Annotated in this window: 19 protein-coding genes and 5 pseudogenes; 9 read left to right on the top strand and 15 right to left on the bottom strand. The window is 61.6% G+C overall.

The genetic code is table 11. From position 1 onward, the window contains the following. Positions 1-132 precede the first annotated feature (132 nt). A pseudogene (locus tag X730_RS01000000164570) lies at positions 133-2,411 on the top strand (adenylate/guanylate cyclase domain-containing protein). Positions 2,412-2,426: 15 nt separating this feature from the next. Here the strand turns inward: X730_RS01000000164570 and X730_RS147405 are convergent. The 6 genes from X730_RS147405 to X730_RS147430 form a co-directional block, all read right to left on the bottom strand. Next, positions 2,427-2,930: a YHS domain-containing (seleno)protein gene (locus tag X730_RS147405; protein ID WP_023707420.1), complete on the bottom strand. Its 504-nt coding sequence runs from the start codon at positions 2,928-2,930 to the stop codon at positions 2,427-2,429. A gap of 12 nt (positions 2,931-2,942) precedes the next feature. Next, positions 2,943-3,533: an ankyrin repeat domain-containing protein gene (locus X730_RS147410; protein ID WP_023695862.1), complete on the bottom strand. Its 591-nt coding sequence runs from the start codon at positions 3,531-3,533 to the stop codon at positions 2,943-2,945. A gap of 416 nt (positions 3,534-3,949) precedes the next feature. Continuing rightward, positions 3,950-4,180, bottom strand: a complete 231-nt coding sequence (locus tag X730_RS147415) for a DUF768 domain-containing protein (protein ID WP_023673149.1) — start codon at positions 4,178-4,180, stop codon at positions 3,950-3,952. Further along, the gene (locus X730_RS147420; RefSeq protein WP_023734069.1) at positions 4,177-4,398 is read right to left on the bottom strand and encodes a DUF768 domain-containing protein; all 222 of its coding nucleotides are present in this window, start codon (positions 4,396-4,398) and stop codon (positions 4,177-4,179) included. The genes X730_RS147415 and X730_RS147420 overlap by 4 nt, the downstream gene beginning before the upstream one ends. Before the next feature lie 23 nt (positions 4,399-4,421). Further along, positions 4,422-4,655 (bottom strand): hypothetical protein, encoded by a 234-nt coding sequence (locus X730_RS147425; RefSeq protein WP_023826701.1) that lies wholly within the window; start codon positions 4,653-4,655, stop codon positions 4,422-4,424. Next, complete coding sequence (locus X730_RS147430; RefSeq protein WP_023826700.1) at positions 4,642-5,520, bottom strand: ATP-dependent DNA ligase; 879 nt, start codon at positions 5,518-5,520, stop codon at positions 4,642-4,644. The genes X730_RS147425 and X730_RS147430 overlap by 14 nt, the downstream gene beginning before the upstream one ends. A gap of 126 nt (positions 5,521-5,646) precedes the next feature. On the opposite strand from X730_RS147430, the pseudogene X730_RS01000000164565 reads away from it, so the two are divergent. The 8 genes and pseudogenes from X730_RS01000000164565 (at position 5,647) to X730_RS1000000166330 (ending at position 9,540) form a co-directional block, all read left to right on the top strand. After that, positions 5,647-5,833: pseudogene (locus X730_RS01000000164565) on the top strand (DUF3606 domain-containing protein). 190 nt (positions 5,834-6,023) lie between these two features. Further along, positions 6,024-6,218: a hypothetical protein gene (locus tag X730_RS1000000167580; RefSeq protein ID WP_155922468.1), complete on the top strand. Its 195-nt coding sequence runs from the start codon at positions 6,024-6,026 to the stop codon at positions 6,216-6,218. A gap of 43 nt (positions 6,219-6,261) precedes the next feature. Beyond that, complete coding sequence (locus X730_RS147435; RefSeq protein ID WP_023826696.1) at positions 6,262-6,489, top strand: KTSC domain-containing protein; 228 nt, start codon at positions 6,262-6,264, stop codon at positions 6,487-6,489. A 391-nt stretch (positions 6,490-6,880) separates the two neighbouring features. Continuing rightward, positions 6,881-7,261 (top strand): DUF4142 domain-containing protein, encoded by a 381-nt coding sequence (locus X730_RS1000000165375; protein ID WP_023826695.1) that lies wholly within the window; start codon positions 6,881-6,883, stop codon positions 7,259-7,261. After that, positions 7,258-7,464 (top strand): DUF4142 domain-containing protein, encoded by a 207-nt coding sequence (locus tag X730_RS1000000165370; protein WP_023826694.1) that lies wholly within the window; start codon positions 7,258-7,260, stop codon positions 7,462-7,464. Before X730_RS1000000165375 ends, X730_RS1000000165370 begins: the two co-directional genes overlap by 4 nt. 195 nt (positions 7,465-7,659) lie before the next feature. Further along, entirely contained in the window at positions 7,660-8,016 is a 357-nt protein-coding gene (locus tag X730_RS147440) for a hypothetical protein (protein WP_023739471.1), read from the top strand. 823 nt (positions 8,017-8,839) lie between these two features. Continuing rightward, complete coding sequence (locus X730_RS147450; protein WP_023673164.1) at positions 8,840-9,046, top strand: hypothetical protein; 207 nt, start codon at positions 8,840-8,842, stop codon at positions 9,044-9,046. A gap of 320 nt (positions 9,047-9,366) precedes the next feature. Continuing rightward, complete coding sequence (locus X730_RS1000000166330; RefSeq protein WP_023731698.1) at positions 9,367-9,540, top strand: DUF3606 domain-containing protein; 174 nt, start codon at positions 9,367-9,369, stop codon at positions 9,538-9,540. A gap of 997 nt (positions 9,541-10,537) precedes the next feature. Here X730_RS1000000166330 and X730_RS01000000164555 read toward each other — a convergent pair. The 9 genes and pseudogenes from X730_RS01000000164555 to X730_RS147480 all read right to left on the bottom strand — a co-directional run bounded on the left by X730_RS01000000164555 (position 10,538) and on the right by X730_RS147480 (position 19,328). Then, positions 10,538-10,835, bottom strand: a pseudogene (locus X730_RS01000000164555) (Rieske 2Fe-2S domain-containing protein). A 27-nt stretch (positions 10,836-10,862) separates the two neighbouring features. Next, positions 10,863-12,048 (bottom strand): annotated as a pseudogene (locus X730_RS01000000164550) (fatty acid desaturase family protein). A 117-nt stretch (positions 12,049-12,165) separates the two neighbouring features. Beyond that, positions 12,166-13,341 carry an aldose 1-epimerase family protein gene (locus X730_RS147455; RefSeq protein WP_023819389.1) on the bottom strand — a complete coding sequence of 392 codons (1,176 nt, stop codon included), beginning with the start codon at positions 13,339-13,341 and terminating at the stop codon, positions 12,166-12,168. Between the two features lie 10 nt (positions 13,342-13,351). Beyond that, the gene (locus X730_RS147460; RefSeq protein WP_196814833.1) at positions 13,352-14,134 is read right to left on the bottom strand and encodes an ATP-binding cassette domain-containing protein; all 783 of its coding nucleotides are present in this window, start codon (positions 14,132-14,134) and stop codon (positions 13,352-13,354) included. Next, entirely contained in the window at positions 14,131-15,135 is a 1,005-nt protein-coding gene (locus X730_RS147465) for an ABC transporter permease (RefSeq protein ID WP_050586906.1), read from the bottom strand. Before X730_RS147465 ends, X730_RS147460 begins: the two co-directional genes overlap by 4 nt. A 61-nt stretch (positions 15,136-15,196) precedes the next feature. Next, positions 15,197-16,138, bottom strand: a complete 942-nt coding sequence (locus X730_RS147470) for a substrate-binding domain-containing protein (protein WP_023689426.1) — start codon at positions 16,136-16,138, stop codon at positions 15,197-15,199. Positions 16,139-16,193: 55 nt separating this feature from the next. Further along, positions 16,194-17,191: pseudogene (locus X730_RS01000000164545) on the bottom strand (sugar phosphate isomerase/epimerase). A 26-nt stretch (positions 17,192-17,217) separates the two neighbouring features. Next, complete coding sequence (locus X730_RS147475) at positions 17,218-18,231, bottom strand: Gfo/Idh/MocA family oxidoreductase (protein WP_023826691.1); 1,014 nt, start codon at positions 18,229-18,231, stop codon at positions 17,218-17,220. A gap of 35 nt (positions 18,232-18,266) precedes the next feature. Then, positions 18,267-19,328 carry an ABC transporter ATP-binding protein gene (locus tag X730_RS147480; protein WP_023826690.1) on the bottom strand — a complete coding sequence of 354 codons (1,062 nt, stop codon included), beginning with the start codon at positions 19,326-19,328 and terminating at the stop codon, positions 18,267-18,269. Between the last annotated feature and the right edge of the window lies 1 nt (position 19,329).

Genomic DNA, 19,329 nt, shown 5'->3' with positions numbered 1-19,329 from the left:
CCATGAGGGCAATGTCTTCAAAACGACGTGGTTGCATTATCGCTGTCCAGTAGGCCAAGCATGCTCGCATTCGAAACGCCAGTCGAATACGCTCAGCGAAGCTTTGAGCTAGGGAGGCAGGACAAACCGCACATGGAGCGAAGGCTTACCGCGATCCTTGCTGCCGACGTGGTCGGCTACAGCACGCTCATGGGCGAGGATGAGGTCGGCACGCTCGAACGACTGAAGGGTTGCCGTCGAGAACTGGTCGACCCCGCGATCAAGGAATTCCACGGTCGGATTATCAAGCTCATGGGAGACGGGGCGCTGGTCGAATTCGCCAGCGTCGTTGATGCCGTCCAATGCGCTGCCGCGATTCAGCGCCGGATGGCTGTCCGAGACCCGGGCACCTCCGACCCCCGCCACATCCGGTTTCGCATCGGCGTCAATCTCGGTGATGTCATCGTAGAGGAAAATGACATCTACGGCGATGGCGTCAACATCGCCGCGCGCCTCGAGGCTATGGCCGAGCCGGGGGGTGTATGTATCTCCGGAACCGCATTTGATCATGCCGTTCACAAGGTTGATGTCGGCTTTGCCAGTCTTGGCGAGCAGCGCCTCAAGAACATCGCCGATCCGGTTCGCGCCTATCGANTGCTGCTGGATCCCGCAGCATCGGGAAAGGTCACGGCCGCGCCACACCGGCCGAGCTCGCGCGTCATCATCCTGGCAGGCGCCGCCGCCTTGGCGATCGCCGCGATTGCCGGCATTTTCGCATGGCAGAAGTTCTCAGTGCCATCGCGGCCATCGGTTGCCGTGCTGCCGTTTGCAAACCTCGGCGGCGATCCAGGCCAGGACTATTTCGCTGACGGCATCACCGAGGATCTGATCACCGACCTCACCAAGCTGTCCGGTCTGGACGTCATCGCGCGCAACTCGGTGTTCGCCTACAAGAACAAGCCTGCAGCGCTGGCGGACGTCGCGCGCGACCTTGGCGTCCGCTTCGTTGTCGAGGGGAGCGTCCGCCGCACCGGCGAGCAGATCCGCCTCAATGCCCAGCTCATCGATACGGCAACGGGCGACAATCTGTGGGCCAACCGGTTCGACCGTGGCATGGCCGGCGTGTTTGCCGTCCAGCACGAGATGAGCGGCGAGATCGCCAAGGCGCTTGGCATGCAACCTTCGGCAGCGGAAAGCGAGCGCATGGCGCGGCCGCCGACGAGCAATCTCGAGGCCTATGATTACTATCTACAAGCCGAGACGGCGTCACGCAGCGTCCTGCAGGCCGGGCTGCGGGAGGCGCTTGCGCTCTACGACAAGGCGGAGGAGCTTGACCCCGCCTTTGCCGAAGCCTTCGCGGCCGACGCGCGCACCACAGTCTATATCTGGCGGGAGGCCTTCAACGACGTTATCCAGAGCGCGCCAGCACGAAAGAGAGCCTATGAGAAGGCGAGCCGAGCTTTGCAACTCGACCCTGACCTTTCGTNCGGGAGGCCTTCAACGACGTTATCCAGAGCGCGCCAGCACGAAAGAGAGCCTATGAGAAGGCGAGCCGAGCTTTGGAACTCGACCCTGACCTTTCGTCGCCCTATGCTATTCTTGGGATCATGCAGGTCGTGAATCGCCGCTACGAAGATGCGATTGCCTCTGCCAAGAAGGCTGTTTCAATCGGTCCGGGCGATGCAGAGGCGCAAGCAGCCCTTGGATATGTTCAGTTATACGCCGGCAATCATGCCGAGGCAGCCACTGCGGTCGAGACGGCGCTCAGGCTCGACCCCGACCTCTCAGCGATCAACCGGGAAACTGCTGGGCTGGTTTTTCTGCTCCAGGGCAATGTCGAGAAAGCGATCGAGACTCTCGAGCACACACGCGACGATGCGTCCACGGTTGGCAACTTTCGGTTTACGCTCGCTGCGGCGTATGTCCGCGGCGGCCGCCTACCGGATGCGAAAGCCGCAATCGCCGAGGGGCTCCGCCTCGTAGCAGGGTCCAGCTACGTGGACTCTTTGGCTGGGTGGGAGATGACTCATGCACATTTTCGGAATCCGCAGGATCTGGCGATACTCGTCGCCGCACTGCGCCAGGCGGGCCTACCCCAATGGCGCTTCGGCTTTACCCCGGCCGAACAGGACCAGTTAAAGGGTGCCGATATCGCGTCCCTCGTCATTGGCCATACACTGCAAGGCCAGATCGAACCCGGTCTCCAACCAGCCTTCCTTCAGATCGGAAGCGACGGCAAGGCGGCCTTCCGCTCTACGACGCGGCTAGTCACCGAGACCGTCTACGTCGATGGCGATCTGTTGTGCGAGCAGAGCGAGAACCTGTTCGGTCGCCCCGACTGTGGTCCCGTCTACAGACGCAACGACGCAGCCGGCAAAAGCTACTCCTATGCCAATACAAGCAAGGTGTTTCACTTCACCGTGGTTCGGTAGACGCACACGCGCGTCTCAATGATAGTGATCGAGTTCCAAATTGGCCGCGACCTTCGGCCAGTTGGCATCGGCTTTCGGGATATTTTCAGCTGCATGCGCGGCGAAATCATCCGCATTGTCGACGTCGTAGATCAGGTAGAGCTTGCCGTCGATAATCTTGAATGCCTCAGGATCGACATTGACCGTGACCCCCCCGCCCACGACTTCGCCGGCGCAGTACCCGCCATATTGAGGAGCGTACTTGACCGGTTCGCTCATGAACATTTCCTGGTGTTTCTTGCTGGCGAAATGCCAAGGTGTCCCCAGCCATTCATAAGTGAACTCTTCGGAGCCCTTCACGGCCTTGCCGTCAGTGAAGTAAGCGACCGTGTCGTAGCCCATGATCGCCACACCACCAAAATAGCCGGTGTTTACCGAATCGTCGGCACATGCCGATCCCGCGCCGGCGACCACAGCTACCGCGACCAGGGCAGCCGTCCCCAAACTCCGAACCAGTCGTGGCTTGATCATCGTGCTCATCTGTATCCTCCGTTAATCGTGGATCTCGGCGCACTTCGCCGCGTTCGCCTCGCCAAGAATTTTGGCTTGGCAGGTAGCACCATGGCGTTTGAAAAGTCGTATGATATCCGTGTTGCCCTTCCAGAATGCGCGCGTTATCGGCATGTAGCCATGCCCCTCGGCATGGTTCACATTGGCACCTTTCGCAATGAGGAACTCGGCCAGTTCAATGTGGTTTTCCTCGCCGGCCACCAGCAACGGCGTAGCACCCGCCTTGTTGGCGGCATCGTCGAGCACCGCGCCTTTTTCCAGCAGCAGCTTGGCGATCGGCAGGCTGCCCGAGAAGGCCGCCGCATGAAGCGGGGTAAAGCCGCCCGAGTTACGCGCCATGATGTCGGCACCCTTGGCCAGCAAGAAGTCGGCGATTTCCGGCTGGTTATCGAGCGCTGCAGCGATGAGCAGCGTTGCCTGGTCGCGCGCCCGGCTGTCGACGTCGGCACCGCCTGCCAGGGCTTGCTCCACGGCACCCTTGTCGCCGGCGGCGATGGAGTCGAACAACTGCTCACCTGCGGCTGCTGTTGTAGCCGCCAAAACCAGCATTCCAAGTGCCAGCAATCCGCGCATTGTGCAAGGTAGCATATTAGCTTGTGGTCATACAAGCTGTCCTGGGCACATCAGGTGGATCCAAGGCGGACGGCGCGGCCAGACATAGCGAACGCGGCCCAGGGCGGGAAGGCCTTAGTGCTACTGGCTTCGTCAGTAGGGGCACCGGTCCAGTCTGAATTTTGAAGAGCGTCGATTACCGAGGCGCCGAGCGGCGGCGAGCGTAACCGCCTGTTGCTCCGTTGGGATAGCCGGTAAGCGCAAAGGTGGCCGGTGGCGGAAGTGTCTGCTTTCGGATGCAACTATGGCTTGCTCCTCTGCAACGATGGCATCGGCAGCATACGTATGCCAACTCGCTGGTGGCGATCGGATCGCCCTCGCCACAGTGGGCAACTGCTCGGCCACCCAACTGTCCAGAACCTTCAGGCCGGGAACACTCATTCCGGTATCCCAGAATTAACATCGAGGAGGGTACGATAAAGGCTGTCGACCTCCTTGTCGTCGAACGCCTCGGTCAGCTCGCTTTCCGCAATCCCCTCAGCCTCCGCGTCGGCGATTAGGCGCTTTGCGAGCTGCTCGATCTCCGCTCGCTCTTTCGGCGCACCGGCGTCGGATAGATCGTGTTTTTTTATCCATTGGTTCAAAAATAGGACGGCCGGCTTGCTCATTCGGGAACACCTGGGGCAAAGTGCACGACGGCATCGACCAGCGTCCGATATAGGCTATCAACCTCTTCGTCGATCTCTTCGCGCTCGATCGTCAAGGCTTTAGCGTCGGCATACAATTTGTGTATGTACTCACTTACCGAAACGGCGTCGGTCTTAGCCGTTTCGGGGAAATTGTTGCCGATCCAGCGATCGAGAAAGTTGACGCCGCGTGTGCTCATGAAGCCTAAGCTCGATCCAGCGCTTAGGTTCCAGCAGGGCGCTCGACGGCAGCTTCGTCGACCTCGGCTTCCATTTCGTCGTTTACAGTCTTGGTCTTGCCGAAGGCGGCCACCGGCTCACCGTCAAAGCCCTGCAGCCACGCGTCGGTATGCTCTCCCAGTAGGCTGGCACCGCACGTCTCCTTGCCATCCTTGCTCGCTTGGGCGTACATCCAGGCGTAGGTGGCGCGCTCCTGATCTTTCCTAGCCACGGCCATCTGTGTCATCCTCTCGGAAGTCCTGCAGTGAGGCGTGGCGCAGGTCATCCTCGCCGCGCAGGTGCTTTACGCGGCCGATCAGCCCCGGCTTGACCCATTGCGTCGCAGGCCGCTTCATGACGCCCTTGGGCGCCGTGCCTGGGTGCTCTTGGACGCGTTTCCATAGCCTCTCGCGCATTTCCCGGTTCAAGGTGACGAACGCGCTGCCGACATAGCGCCCTGTGCCCCGCTCGGCCATGAGAGCGAAAGCCGGCTTGCCCGCTTCACGCTCGACGCCGAGCAGATCGAACTCGTCGATCGCATAGCACTTGGCCTTCAGCCAGTTGGCCGACGGACCGCTGCGGTATTTGCTGTCCTTCCGCTTCGACACCATGCCTTCAAGTCCGGCTTGGTCGAGCAAGTGGAGGATCGCCTTGGCTTCGCCGGGCAGAGGCTCGCTGAACTGAATACGCCGCCCGGGCTTGATCATGCTGGCCAGGATCTCGCGCCGCTCCTCAAGCGCCATGTCGCGCAGATCGTGCCCATTGAGGTGCAATAGATCGAAGGCGACGAAATAGAGGTCTTGCTGTCGGCGGGTGATCGCTTTGCGCAGATCGCCGAAGTCCGAAAGGCCAGCTTCGTTCAAGACGATGATCTCACCGTCGACAATCGCGCTTTCGGCACCAAGACTCTTTGCCTCCCCCACCAGGTCGCGATATTTCGCGGTCCAGTCGTGGCCGTTGCGCGTATAAATGCGTGTGCCGTCTTCATCGATGATCATCTGCGATCGGTAGCCGTCGAACTTGACCTCGTGAGTCCAGCCTTCACCCTCGGGAGGCTTCTCCACAAGGGTCGGCATCAACGGCTCGATGAACTTCAAACGCATGCACTGATCCGCCCTCCGGCGATTCGATAAGATTAAGCTAAAATAGTTCCGAAACCGGAAATCAGCCTCTTGGGTGCAACAAACACGTCAACTCAGCGTTGCGGGATGAGCGAAGGAGGAATCGATATGGCCGACGACAAGAGCAAGCGGGATTTTCGCGATCGGGACCGTGTCTCGGCCGATGAGGATTATGAAGTCGAGTATTTCGCAGCCAAGGCCGGGGATCACCCCGCAGCAGGTCAAGGAATTGATCGCGAAGCACGGCAACCAACGCGAAACGCTGGAGCGAGAAGCGAAGGCTCTGCGGAAATAATGACCAGGCTATCGGATCTCGGCAGACCAATAATTGGGCACCGACATGAAGGCCCGCCCGCGAGCGAGCTCGATCATTTCATGCCTTGCCCTGTTTGCGGCCAACAGATCGATGTGCGCGACTTTCGCCAGGTCGCTTATCATGCCGATCCGGAGCACGAGCCGCTCGAACTAGACGCTTAGGAACACAAGTGCCGAAATACCACGTTGAGGAAATGGATGGCGATACCGTGACGGCTACCCACATCGTCCACGCGACAACGCCGATCAGGGCGGCGCGGGAAGCGACGGAGCGCGACGTCACTCTGCGCACGAGCGAGCCGATCTGGATCAGGGTTGCCGACGAAAAGCGCGGCCACATGTTCGAATACAGTTTCAGCCTGTAGCTGGCGATCCAACTCGGCTAGCTGAGTTTTTGAATGGCATACCATGCCGTCGACCTCGATACGACAGTTCGACTATGACCCCAACACCAGGGTTCTCTCCGTCTGGTTTGTGGCAAGCGGGAATCATTACGAGTTTTTGGATGTACCTGCTGAGGCGTTTGCCGCGTTCAAAGCTGCCTTTGCCAAGGGCGTTTATTTTAACAGCCACATCCGCAATCGTTACGCATTCCGGCTCGCGGCAGGGAGGGCAGCAGCCGCGTCGGGCGATTGACAGAATCTCAGATTCGAGGCGGCCCGCGCCATCGCAGGGGAGCAACTGTGCGAATTGACCAGGTTCCGAGGGCAAACGAAAAGCCGGCCGGCCGGGCCAGCGGGCGCGTATTATACTAAGCTAGGTGCTGGGCCTATTTGCCCATCATCATCGCAGCTTTGCAGAAGTTTTCATGGGCCTGTCGGACAGGTCTGCCACGACGGCGTGACCCACGGCGACGGGTCGGCAAACAGCGCACTCCTGCGCATCCACTGGGCTTACGAAGTCGGTCGGCTGCTCTGCGATCATAGTGCCTTATCGGAGAACCGCGCTGAGCTCCGCGCAGTCAAAAAGGGGAACAACGGCAGCTCGGCCGTGTTGGGCCAGTTAAGCAATATTGCAGGAGCACAACATGCATTTCGTCAAAGTGCTTTTGGCTGCGGCTGCGAGTTCAGACATGTTCGAGATCCAGTCGAGTGAGTTGGCGCTGCGGAAATCGAAGACATCACGAGTGAAGGAATTCGCTCGCATGNTGTTCGAGATCCAGTCGAGTGAGTTGGCGCTGCGGAAATCGAAGACATCACGAGTGAAGGAATTCGCTCGCATGCTGATCAAGGACCACACGACTTCTTCCAAGCGGCTCATTGCGGCGGCAAAGAAGGACGACGTCGCAGTGGCACCGGAGATGACAAGCAAGCATGCTGCCCAATTGGAAGCATTGAGCAACGACAGCAGCGGGGCGTTCGATAACGCCTATATCGACGCCCAGGTGGCAGCGCACCAGGAANATTGAGCAACGACAGCAGCGGGGCGTTCGATAACGCCTATATCGACGCCCAGGTGGCAGCGCACCAGGAAGCCCTGACGCTGATGACCTCCTATGCAGAAAACGGTCAGGCAAAACATCTGGCGGCCCATGCGAAAAAGACCGCGCCGGTGATCCGGCAGCATTTCAAACTTGCCCAGCAACTGAGCAAGAGCGGTTCTCAGTGCTGAGTGGATCTGGCCACGACGTTGGTTCTTCGCGGCGCTGTGGAGTCTGTGCCAACCCTCTGGCACTGCCTCCGCCCCCAGGGACGCTGCAACCTTCAAGCGGTCGTCGATGCAGGAACTCTAAAGGGTGCGTCGCTCAGGTAGTCCGCGTGCAAGCACCAGCGTCGTCGAATTTGCCAAACGAACAGGAGACCTGACATGCCAAAGCAAAACGAGACCTCGCATTCGAGACGAAGTGACTTCGCCAATGATGAACCCATTCGCCCGGAGGATGCCGCCGTGTTGGACAGCCCCGTGGGCCACGAAGACAGGCACGGCGCGGAGCCAGGTTTCGTGGGAGCCGACGATGTCGACCAGTCGATCGGCGCAAGGCCCCGCAGCGAAATTACCGGTCGTCATGATGAAGGGGCAGGCGCCAATGAGACGATGGACGGCTTAAGCGAAACCGAGGAACTGACCCGCAGCTACGCCGAGGACATACCAACCGGTGACAATGATGAGGACGAAGAAGACATCCCTGTCTTCGAAAGAGGCCGAAGCAACACCGACCTCTGAGCGGCGCCAAGTTTGAACCCACGGTGAGGAACATGACAATGAGCACATTCGGACTTCGGATTGTGTCTTTGGGGCTCCGGGNCCAAGTTTGAACCCACGGTGAGGAACATGACAATGAGCACATTCGGACTTCGGATTGTGTCTTTGGGGCTCCGGGCTTTTTTGGGGCTGGGGGCCTCGCTGATTTTGGGCGCCCAGGCATCTGCGCAGACAAGTCAGCCGGCTCAACAATCCGGCGACTCATCGCAAACAGGCAAGCACGATCGTCTGCCGGCGCAAGGATCGTCGCCGACCGCCAAGGATGATGNCGACTCATCGCAAACAGGCAAGCACGATCGTCTGCCGGCGCAAGGATCGTCGCCGACCGCCAAGGATGATGTCGGCGTTGACGTCTCGCTCGGCCGGCCGGAGGTGAAGCAACAGGTTGCAAGACATCTAGGAGTGGCTGAGACCGAGTTACCACTGGCGGTGCATGTGCCGATCGCGCTCGCTTCGCAAGTCTGCGGGCAAGAGGTATTTACCGCCCGCGCCAATGTAAACCGAAGCTGCACCGCGACGAAGTTCATTCCGGAAATCGCCGAGGCGGCACGCAACCATCCACAAACCTCCGCGGTACCGGAGCAGTAGCACCGAAAATGTCCGAACCCGGCGCGACGGTCGCGCCATGCTTACCCTAGGATAGCGCTCCAACCCGGCGTAAATCAGCCCCACCGCCGTCTGTTGGCGGCATGCATGATGGCGTTCGCCGCCGTCTCTTAACCAATGTGAATGCTGTTGCTCCGCAGCCACGCTGCGAGATCCTGTCCGAAGCGGAGGCAGGCAGATGCCACTGGAATCCCTGATCGATCAATATGTGAGCAGCCGCAAGCGGCGGGGTCTTTTGTCGATACGGCATGCTCTCGAGGCGTTGAAAGAGGCCGTCCCGGCGCTGTCGATCGGCGAAAGCCATCTTGTCAATATGATCGCCGAGCGAGCGCTCGCCTTTGGCCTCGCCATCCACTTCGATCATTCCGGCGAGAATGCCGGGTAAGACATCCACGAGAGCGTCTGCTGATGCTACAGGACGAGGAACTCGGTGTTCGCGTAGCTTCATTGCCTGGTGGGCGGATCTTTCCGAGGCTGCTCCCATCCGTGTTCTGGGCAAGTGGTTAAAGTCGCCGAAGCGATGCCGCGGCGTGCACCGAGCCCACCCCGGCATTGGACAAGCTCCCCCAGCTTTCGCCAGTTGGAGCTTTCGTCTACTCGCAGCAGCCCTAGCGAGGCTCGATCAGCCTCCGCGTTCGGCGGTCTCGGAAGTTTTGCTCCAGCGGGCGGTTCGGGCCGGCGAATTGAGGTTGAAAGGAGAAGATGATGACGGACAACAAAACCGAGCGTGATTTTCGCGACAGGAACCGGGTCTCGTCCAACGAACGCAACGAACTCTTCCATTTTGCCCAGCAGAACGGCATCACGCCTGAGCAGGTGATGGAGCTCATCAAAGCCGTCGGGAATGACCGCGCCTCGTTGCGGCTGCGAAGGAATTGAAATCAGTTTCCCGGGGCGGCTCGCTTACGGCATGAAGCCTCGCTGCCGAGGAGAACCTTGAGCCGTGGTGAGAATTTGAGTGTAGCATCATCCTGACGCACACGCGGAGCAGGTCGAGCGTGAAAGTGACAATTGTACCCCTGCCCAACATGCGGCAAGCGCTGGAGGTTCGAGGCTGCGCAGATCGGCTATCGTCACCCCGAACCATAATCCACTCCAACCCGAGTCCTGGACGCACGGCGTGGCACCGAGCCTACTTCCTGCCGTCGTTCAATAATAATCCCGCGCCGCAGTCAGCCAGCGAGATCACCGTCGTCTGCCGGACGCGTGTCGCTTCCAAACTGACAACGCACCGCCTTTGTAGCGACGCTTTCCAGCCACGATCACCTGCGCAGCTTTGCCGCGCTCGCTGCGCACCAATAAATTCCATCTCCTTCCCTCACACTGATACTGATCTTGTTCAGGCGGTCGTTTTGCCGCTGCGGTAGGCGCTGTCCTTCCGCGTTCGATCGCGGTAGCGCCCAGTAGCAACGCTGCCAGATCAAACCGCACAATCAGCACCTCAAAGCTGATCAGCAGAAGCAGCAGTGAATCAGGACCTCGTCGATCAAGGTCAAAGGGCCAAGCACATATGTCTGGGCACGGTGACCGTAGCATAGCCGGCGCTGCAATGACGGCGTCGGTGCCCGTCTTGTGGAGCCGGAAAGCCCAACTAAGAAAACAGTCGGCGGTGCCGATCTCGAAGAAATTCTAGCCCGGCACGGTGAACAGGCTGGGGGCCGCATCGCGATCTAGGGTTCAGCACAACTCCGGCGGCATCGAGACGATCGACCTCAGCCCGGTCGGCCGCCCTCGGCCACGTCCATGACCAGCACGCGCAGCATGGTCAGCTGGCGCTTACCCTCCATGGCGCGCCCGTCGGCCACGGTCCGTCTCTTTCGGCTATGAAAACGTCACTCTGCTTTGCTAAACGCGGTGCTGGACCGGTTACCACGCGTCAGATCTGGATCATCACGTTGCCGGCCTCGATTCTCACCGGATAGATCGCGAGATTGACGCAGACCCGGCGCGCCCTTGGCCTGGCCGGCCGCAGTTGAAGCGGCCAATATGCTTCAAGGCATTCGATGACGTCGTCGATCACCAGCCCTTCGGCCGCATGCGCCTTCTCATGCGTCCAATATCCGTCGGTGGCGAAGAACTCGTCATCGGGCGAGCGGCAAACCGGGAGGATCGAAGCAGATGACATCCTCTTTGGAGATGTCGTCCACCGCGCACGCTTCGATCCAGTCAGCAATCTCCGGCTCCGGCAAAATTCGCTGTCGCTATTCAGCGGCCGCCGACATATCCACCTGGTGAAATTCGCCGCGATAGGGTCTGGCTGTCGGCGGCAATTTCCGCTTAAGATAGAAATCCTCATATTTCAGCTGTCGAAGCAGCACCGGCCAGACCTCGCGATAGGCATGCCACATCGACGGGTTCGCCACCGGCAGGTCGTGCTTGATCAGCTCGTGCAGTCTTGGCAGCGCATGATAGGGCACCATCGGGAACATATGGTGTTCGACGTGATAATTCATGTTCCAGTAGATGAAGCGGCTGACCGGGTTCATGTAGACGGTGCGCGTGTTCAGCCGGTGGTCGACGACATTGTCGGCCAANATAATTCATGTTCCAGTAGATGAAGCGGCTGACCGGGTTCATGTAGACGGTGCGCGTGTTCAGCCGGTGGTCGACGACATTGTCGGCCAGGCCGATATGCTGCAGCAACCCTGTCAGCACCATGTGCCAGCTGCCATAGAGGCGCGGCAGGCCGATCAGCACCAGCGGCAGCAGCGACCACGTGAACAACGCCAGCCCGACTGTCGCCGCATAGATGGCGACATGCCAGCGCGCAGCGATCACCGCCTTGTGCTGCTCCATCTCGGGGATATAGCTCTTCTCTTCATCGGACAGCTTGCCGAACGCCTGGCGCACCAGCGTCGGCAGCGAATAGCGGAAATCGAGAATACCGGTGAAGGCGAGCGCCGCCCGCAGCAGATCTGGGGGGCGCATGACGGCGATTTCGGCATCGCGGCCGACGATGATGGTATCGGTGTGATGGCGGGCATGGCTCCAGCGCCATTGCACGGGGTTGCGCATCAGCATGAAGCTTGAGATCTGGTAGACGACATCGTTCATCCAGCGCGTCCGGAACGCGGTGCCGTGGCCGCATTCGTGCCAGCGCGAGTCGCTCGACGAGCCGTAAAGCACGCCATAGACGAACAGGAACGGCACCACCCACCACGTGCCCCAGAACCATACGATGCCGGCGGCCGACACCAGGATCGCCGCGACCCAGATGATCGTGTCGCGGATCGCCGGCCCGTCGGAGCGTTGCATCAACTCCTTGATCGCCTTGCGCGGGACATCGGTGTGATACCATTCGGCCGAAGCCAATCCGGTCTCGATGGCGCGCTTGGTGCTTTCACCGACCAGGCTGTAGTCGCGCTTCCTGCTTGCCGTCATCGTCATCTCCGTTTCCCGCCTGCGCTCCGCAAGGGCCGCCTGGGGTCGGCCGGGCCGCGCCTGCTTCCGTATTCCGGCGCACTTCCCGCCCGCCGCGGCAACCGATCGTGTGTTTCAAGCCGGTCACGCCTGCAGTCTCGCAAAAGCGCCCGACGGCGCAGGGTAATCCTGTTGCGGCTGCCGGGCGATCGACCCTATCCTCGCTTCCGCTTGGGCGATCTGACCGGCACCGTCGAGCACCCGGAACACGGCGTCATAGGAGCGGCTTTCGCCATGGTCCAGCCAGATCATCTCGCCCCGTTCGCGCGCGGCGAGATTGCCCAGAACATGATGCGTCGAGGGTTCGATTCCCAACGCATATAGGCCGGCCTGGAAGTTCTGCCACTGATAGGTGCAGGGCAGCTGATCCTTGCGGGTAACGACCTCGAAGCCGAGGCCCAGGTGGTCATTGACGACGGCCACCGGCACCTCGCCCGCCGCATCGGCGCCAAGCTCGTGCTCCCAGACCTGCTCGCTGAATCCGAGCTGCGGCGCCGGCACGGTTCGGTAGCCGACCTTCTGCGCCTCGTAGCGTTCGCCGGCGTGCGCCGCCCAGACGACATCCCGGATCGGCGCCAGGTAGCGCGAACCCTCATCGAGCAAGGGATGGCTGACGTTGACGTGATAGAAATACATATGCGGCGTGCGGCTGAAACCGTGATTGACGACGCGGTCCGACAGGCGGATCTCGCTGCCGCCGACATCGGCCTCGATGCGGCGCAGCAACTGGAGATCCTCGCCGAACACGGTTGCCTGCTGGACAATGCCTTCCGCCCACAGCACGCACCGGTCGCCGTCCCAGGCCTCGCCGTAGCCGGTCAGCCGCGCCGGCACGGTGCCGATGCGGCCATGCAGCGAATGCAATACCCGCTTGCGCCCCGGATAATTGTAGCTTTCGGCCGGCACGTCTTCCCGGCCCAGTATATGGTCGAGGCCGCAGGTGACGAGCAGCCCCGAGAACGACCGGCCAAAGGCGAAGCCGTCCTCCCCTTCATGCTCGTGCAGTCCGGGGTGGCGAAAGCCGCTCGGCGAATGCCAGCCGATCGCCTGGCCCCGGAAGTCGCAATCGGCGATATCGAGCGCCCGGTCGACCAGCGCCGTGAAGCGCAGGCCGGAGCCGGTGCGGAACTCGAGCATCCGGATGCCGCGCTCCACGCCGTCGCCGAGCGTCATCAGCCGCACGCCGGCAAACTGCGACAGCATGCCGGACCGCTCGGCCACCTGCCTTCGCGACAGCGTCTTGCCGTAAAGCTCTACCATGCGACGTCCTTCACTTTGCCCTCGCCTCCTTGAGCAAGGCCGACATGTCGGCGCCGGTGATGATGCTTTCCACCGTCAACAGGTCGGTGTCGGCGACCGTCTGTTCCGCGACGATTTCGCCGCGGCGCATGACGATGATGCGGTCGGCGACCTGGAACACGTGGTGGATGTTGTGGGTGATGAGCAGCACCGAGTGGCCGGCGTCGCGCACCTCCTTGACGAAGCGCAGCACGCCGTGGGTTTCCTCGACTCCAAGATTGTTGGTCGGCTCGTCGAGTATGATCACCTTGGCGGCGAACTGCATGGCGCGCGAGATCGCGATCGATTGCCGCTCACCGCCCGAGAGCGTGCTAACCAGTGCATCGGCATCGAGCTTTTTCGAAATGCCGACCCGCTTCAGCAGCGCCGAGGCGGCGTTGCGAAGCTTGGCGAGGTCGAGGGGCGCGAACACGCCGAGCCAGCCGAAATTGACCGGCTCCCGACCCAAGAAAAGATTGCGCGCGATGCTGAGGTCCGGCGCGAGCGATGTGTCCTGATGGATAGTCTCGATGCCGAGGTCCATCGCGTCGCGCGTCGAGCGGATCGACGCCTTCTCGCCGCGCACGAAGATGTCGCCGTGGTCGGCCGGGAAGACGCCGGAGATCGCTTTGATCAGCGTCGACTTGCCGGCGCCATTGTCGCCAAGCAGGGCAACCACCTCGCCTTCGTTGAGGGTGAACGAGGCGTTCTTCAGCGCACGCACGTTGCCGAAGGACTTTTGCAGGTCTTGCAGACGCAGCACTTCCATCCTCAGCTCCTTGCGGCGTTCTTCTGCAGCAAAGCGTGCAGGATGAGCATGGCGAGGATGATGACGCCGACGAAGATGTTGTATGCCAAGCCCGGCACACCGATCAGCACGATGCCGTTGCGGATGGCGCGCAGCATCAGCGCGCCGACGATGGTGCCGAGGATGGTGCCGCGCCCGCCGGTGAGCGCCGTGCCGCCGACCACCACCATGGCGATCACTTCGAGTTCGTAGCCGGTGCCGGCCACCGGCGAGGCGGCCGAAATCCGGAACGCGCTGATCATGCCGGCCAGCCCGGCCACCACCGAGGTCAGGATGAACAGCCAGATCTTGACCGCGTCGGCCGGCACGCCGCGCGCCACCGCTGCGTTGCGGTTGCTGCCGATGGCGCTGATCCAGTTGCCGAGCTTGGCGTAGCGCAGGATGTAAATCGCCAGCAGCGACAGGCCGATGAACCACCAGAGCGAGGTGTAGAACCGGAACGAGCCTACATTGAAGCTGCCGGCAAGCAGCGTGACGAAGAAGCCGGGCTGGTCCCACGACTTCAGGGGGAATCCCTGCGTGATGTAGAGCGCCGCGCCGCGCACGACGAGCAGCATCGACAGCGTGACCAGGAAGGAGGAAATGCCGATCTTGGTGACGATCAGCCCGTTGATGGCGCCGATCGCGATGCACAGCACAAGCCCGGCCAGGAGGGCGACGCCGATGTCGATACCGCCATTCTGCACCAGCAGCATCACCACGACGGGCGCAAGGCCGAACACGGCGCCGACCGACAGATCGAACTCGCCCGCCGTCAGCAGCAGCGTCATGCCGAGAGCGATGATGCCGAGCTCGGGCAGGAACGCCATCATGTTGGATATGTTGAGCGGCGACAGGAAGTTGCCGTCGGCGATGGCGAATACCACGAGCAGCACGATGAGGATGATGAGCGAGGAGAATTGCGGCGAACGCAGCAGCGCAGACCTGCCCTTCGCTCGCTGCGTGTCGTCGTCTGCTGTGATTGCCATATCTGTCAGGACCATGCGTTTCGTCCGGCGCCCGCCATTTCGGGGCGGGCGCCGATTGTCGTCACTTGTTGTAGAGTTTCAGGATCGGCTCGACGCTCGAGGCGTCGTAGAGGCTGAATGTGTGAATGTCGTAGCCGATCGGCTCGCCAGAGGCCGCAAGCCCGAGCAGCGCCACCGGCATGAAGCCCTGCGCCGACGGGTACTGCCAGGCCGCAGCATTGACGAAGCCGGACTTGACCGCCTCGGCCGTCTCCTTTGAGTTGCCCCAGCCGACGACCGGGACCTTGCCGGCCGACACACCGGCCCCGTCGAAGACGCGTTTGATGCTTGCTGCCACGGAATCGCCGAGTGCAATGATTGCCGGCGGATTGTTGGCGACCATGTAGTCGGTCATCTTGGCGATGATGCCGGCCGGGTCGGTGCCGCAATCGACCACGTCGTACTTGATGCCGAGCGGATCGAAGACGCTGGCGATGCCCTCGGTCTCGAGCTGCTGGTAGCTGGCGCCCGGCACTTCGACCGGCAGGAACACCTTGTCGCCCTGCTTCACCATCTTGTGGTCGACGAGATACTTGGCCCAGATGACGCCCGCTTCCCTGAGGTCGGCCCCGACATAGGCCTGCCGCCCGGTCGCCGGATCGTCGGTGTTGAAGAACACGATCGGTATGCCGGCGGCCTTGGCGGCCTTCACCTCCTCCGTCCACAGGCCGGGCTGAGCCGAGGTGGTGGCGATGCCGTCCGGCTTGGCGGCGAGCGCCGAGTTGAAAGCCTCCTTCTGCGCCGCCATGTCGCCGCCGCTGAACGAGATCTTGCAGGTCACCTTGAGCTGGTCGCAGGCCTTGGTCGCGCCGGCATTCCAGTCGATCCAGAACGCGTCCGAAGGGCCACCATGCGACAGCAGATAGAAGGTCTTCTGGCCGTCCTGCGCGAATGCCGGCAGGCTCAAGGAGACCCCGGCCACCAGCGTTGCCGCGGCAGCCACTTTCAATGCGAATTTCAACATTCATTCCTCCCTTGGTTGGAGTTGCGCCGCCATGCGCCGGCGGCGCAACCGGCGCTCACAGGCCGTTGGCGCGGAACTTCCCGTCGAGGAATTTCTTCGCGCGCGGCACGTCGTCTTCCGAGAGATGCTCGATGATGACCGGGATGTTTGGGTGCTTTTCCGCCAGCCGCTGCAGATAGAGATCGTAATTCAGCGATCCCAGCCCGGGCGCCGGCAGCTCGATCTCGCCGACGCCGCGGAAGGTCNGAGCCGCTGCAGATAGAGATCGTAATTCAGCGATCCCAGCCCGGGCGCCGGCAGCTCGATCTCGCCGACGCCGCGGAAGGTGTGGCTCTCCATCGCATCCTCGTCGCCGATGTCGGCATGCTTTTCCGACTTGTCGCTGCCCGAACGCTTGACGTCCTTGGCATGCGCGATCTTGATCTTGTCGGTCAGCGTATCGAACACCTGGTTCAGGATCTGGTCCATCCTTTCGATGTTGTGGGTTTCGAAATAGTTGGTCGGATCCATCAGCAGGCCGAGGCCGGGATGGTCGACGTGGGCGAACATCGTCACCGTCTCCTCGACCGAGCCAACGACGTTGTTGACGTAGGTCTCGAGGAGGAAGACCGCGCCATGGTCATAGGCGGTCTGGGCAAGCTCGGCGATCACCTTGCGGCATTCCTCGAATCCTTCCTCGGTCTTGTTCTTCGGGTGATGCACCCAGTCGGATTCGGTGTTGTAGGTACCGGTCTCGGAGATCACGTAGGGCGAGCCGAAGCTGCGGGCGTTGCGGATGATCTCCTTGAGATAGCCGACGCGCTTGTCGCGCTCGGATTTGTCGGGATGGATGATGTTGGTGTAGCCCGACACGCAGCAGATCGGCAGGTTGTTGTCGCGGAAGACGTCGCGCACCTGCTTGGCCTTTTCCTCAGTGATCTGCCCGGCCGACAGATCGATATCCCTAAAATGCAGGTCGAGCTGCACCGTGTTGAAACCGAGCCCGCGGATCTTCTTTGCCGTCTCTTCGAGGCCGTACGGGAAATAGCCCGTGAAAATACCTGCCTGCATCATGATGTGAATTCCTCCCTGTAAGCGATTCAGTTGGCTGATTTTATCGAGATTTCGGAAAGCTTGACGGTGCGGCCCTCGTGGATCGAGCGATAGCCGGCCTCGATCAGTGCCATTGTCTTGACGTTGTCGGCGACGGAGAGCGCCGGCGGCGCGCCTGTCTTCACCGCATGCTGCAATTGCTCCATCACGCCGATGAAGGCATGCGGGAACCACATCGTGTCCCAGCTCGGGCTGACCCACTTGCCATCCGTCGTCTCGGTCGACGCATAGGTCAGCGTCGAGGCAGCGCCTTTCGGCCAGCCGATGGTGCCCTTCGCGACACCCTTGGTGCCGTCGACGCGCCAGTTGATGTGCTGGTCGTCCTCATAGCCCTCCTGGCGCGGTCCGGACCAGACATCCTCCAGCGACACGGCGAGCACGCCGGAGGGAAAGCGCAGCGTCGACACGGTGATGCCGTCGCTATGCTCGAATGTGGTGCGCGGGTCCTTGCGTGTCAGCGTGGTGATTTCCGAGGGATCGCCGAACAGGAAGCGCAGCACGTCGAGATGATGCACGCTCATATTGGCGAGCGTCAGCCGGTCGTAGTCCTGAAGGAAAGTCTGCCAGTGCGGGATCGCNCGCATGTTCTGGTTGACCGAGAGGATCTTGCCTGACTTGGCTGCCTCGTCGCGCAGCTTCACGGCTTCATCGACTGACAGCGCCAGTGGCTTCTGCGCCAGGATCGCCTTGATGTGAGGCTGCTTCAGCGCATGGCGGATCAGCGCCGGCTGCAGATCGGGTGGAAAGGCAAGGTCGACGATCTCGACCTCAGAATCCTCGATCAGCTGTTCCGGCGTGTCGTGGACGGTCGGAATGCTCCAGCGTGCAGCTACCTTCTCGGCGCTGGCCTTGGTGCGCGAAGCGATGGCGACGACTGGGAAACCGGCCTGCGCATAGGCGGCAAGATGGCATTCGGCCATGATCATGCCGGCGCCGATGCAACCGATCCGGTATTCGCTGGTGCGGACCTTCACGTCCGGCTCGAAGCCTTCGCTCGCCATGTCTTCCTCCCGCAATTCTGTTTTCGCAGCCGCGATCATCTCGCCAACGCGCCTCCGTCCTGCCCGAAATAATGCACCCGGGCCGGCTCGCAGGATATCGCTACCGCCGCATCCGGCCTGATGTCGGGCTGGCTGCGCAGCAGCGCCTTCAGCCGCGCCTCTCCGGCGGCGAGCGTTACCACCGTGTAGCCGCCAAGCGGCTCGACCTCGAACACGCGTGCCGGGCGGCCAACGCCCCCGTCGACCCAGGGCCGGACCTTGATGTCCTCCGGCCTCAGCCCGATTTCGATCGCGTCGGCCGGAGCAGCGCGATCGTCGATGCTGACCGCGCCTTCGGCGGCCTCGATGCCACCGTCGCCGCGCACGGATTTGAGGATGTTCATGACAGGCGAACCAAGCAGTCGCGCCACATAGGTGTTCGCCGGGCGGTCGTAGATCTCGGACGGGGCGCCGATCTGCCGGATCCTGCCATTCTCCAGAATGGCGATGCGGTCGGCGATCGACATCGCCTCTTCCTGGTCATGGGTGACGTAGATCAGCGTCTTGCCGAGTTCGCGCTGGATGCGCTTGAGCTCGACGCGCGTTTCCTCGCGCAGCCGCGCATCGAGCGCAGAGATCGGGTCGTCCATCAGATAGGCGTTCGGGTCGCGCACCAGGGCGCGGGCTATGGCCACGCGCTGCCGCTCGCCACCGGAAAGCTGCGCCGGCGGCTTGTGCAGGATATGGCCGATGTGGAGCTTGGCGGCCACGTCGGCGACACGCTTCTCGATCTGGGCCTCGGCGACCTTGCGCTCGACCAGCGGGAAACGCACATTTTCGCGCGCGCTCATATGGGGGAACAGCGCCAGGTTCTGGAACACCATGGCGACATTGCGCTCGGCCGGCGAGACGGTGTTGACCGGTTTGCCGCCGATCAGGATCTCTCCGGCGTCAGGCGTCTCCAGCCCGAGCACCAGGCGCAGGATTGTCGATTTGCCCGACAGCGGCGGCCCGAAGAAGCAGAAGAATTCGTTGTCATTGACGGTGAACGACGCGTCGTCGACGGCGAGCGTCGTGCCGTAACGCTTGCTGACATTGCGAAAGACGATATCGGCCATG

Source organism: Mesorhizobium sp. L103C131B0 (assembly GCF_000502275.1).
In the GTDB taxonomy this organism is placed as follows: Bacteria; Pseudomonadota; Alphaproteobacteria; order Rhizobiales; family Rhizobiaceae; genus Mesorhizobium.
This window is presented reverse-complemented; position numbering and strand designations above follow the sequence as displayed.

Excerpts from the sequence above, each read along its gene's own strand:
- X730_RS147405 (WP_023707420.1), bottom strand. The coding sequence starts at position 2,930 with ATGAGCACGATGATCAAGCCACGACTGGTTCGGAGTTTGGGGACGGCT.
- X730_RS147410 (WP_023695862.1), bottom strand. The coding sequence starts at position 3,533 with ATGCGCGGATTGCTGGCACTTGGAATGCTGGTTTTGGCGGCTACAACA.
- X730_RS147415 (WP_023673149.1), bottom strand. The coding sequence starts at position 4,180 with ATGAGCAAGCCGGCCGTCCTATTTTTGAACCAATGGATAAAAAAACAC.
- X730_RS147420 (WP_023734069.1), bottom strand. The coding sequence starts at position 4,398 with ATGAGCACACGCGGCGTCAACTTTCTCGATCGCTGGATCGGCAACAAT.
- X730_RS147425 (WP_023826701.1), bottom strand. The coding sequence starts at position 4,655 with ATGGCCGTGGCTAGGAAAGATCAGGAGCGCGCCACCTACGCCTGGATG.
- X730_RS147430 (WP_023826700.1), bottom strand. The coding sequence starts at position 5,520 with ATGCGTTTGAAGTTCATCGAGCCGTTGATGCCGACCCTTGTGGAGAAG.
- X730_RS147435 (WP_023826696.1), top strand. The coding sequence starts at position 6,262 with ATGCCGTCGACCTCGATACGACAGTTCGACTATGACCCCAACACCAGG.
- X730_RS147440 (WP_023739471.1), top strand. The coding sequence starts at position 7,660 with ATGCCAAAGCAAAACGAGACCTCGCATTCGAGACGAAGTGACTTCGCC.
- X730_RS147450 (WP_023673164.1), top strand. The coding sequence starts at position 8,840 with ATGCCACTGGAATCCCTGATCGATCAATATGTGAGCAGCCGCAAGCGG.
- X730_RS1000000166330 (WP_023731698.1), top strand. The coding sequence starts at position 9,367 with ATGACGGACAACAAAACCGAGCGTGATTTTCGCGACAGGAACCGGGTC.
- X730_RS147455 (WP_023819389.1), bottom strand. The coding sequence starts at position 13,341 with ATGGTAGAGCTTTACGGCAAGACGCTGTCGCGAAGGCAGGTGGCCGAG.
- X730_RS147465 (WP_050586906.1), bottom strand. The coding sequence starts at position 15,135 with ATGGCAATCACAGCAGACGACGACACGCAGCGAGCGAAGGGCAGGTCT.
- X730_RS147470 (WP_023689426.1), bottom strand. The coding sequence starts at position 16,138 with ATGTTGAAATTCGCATTGAAAGTGGCTGCCGCGGCAACGCTGGTGGCC.
- X730_RS147480 (WP_023826690.1), bottom strand. The coding sequence starts at position 19,328 with ATGGCCGATATCGTCTTTCGCAATGTCAGCAAGCGTTACGGCACGACG.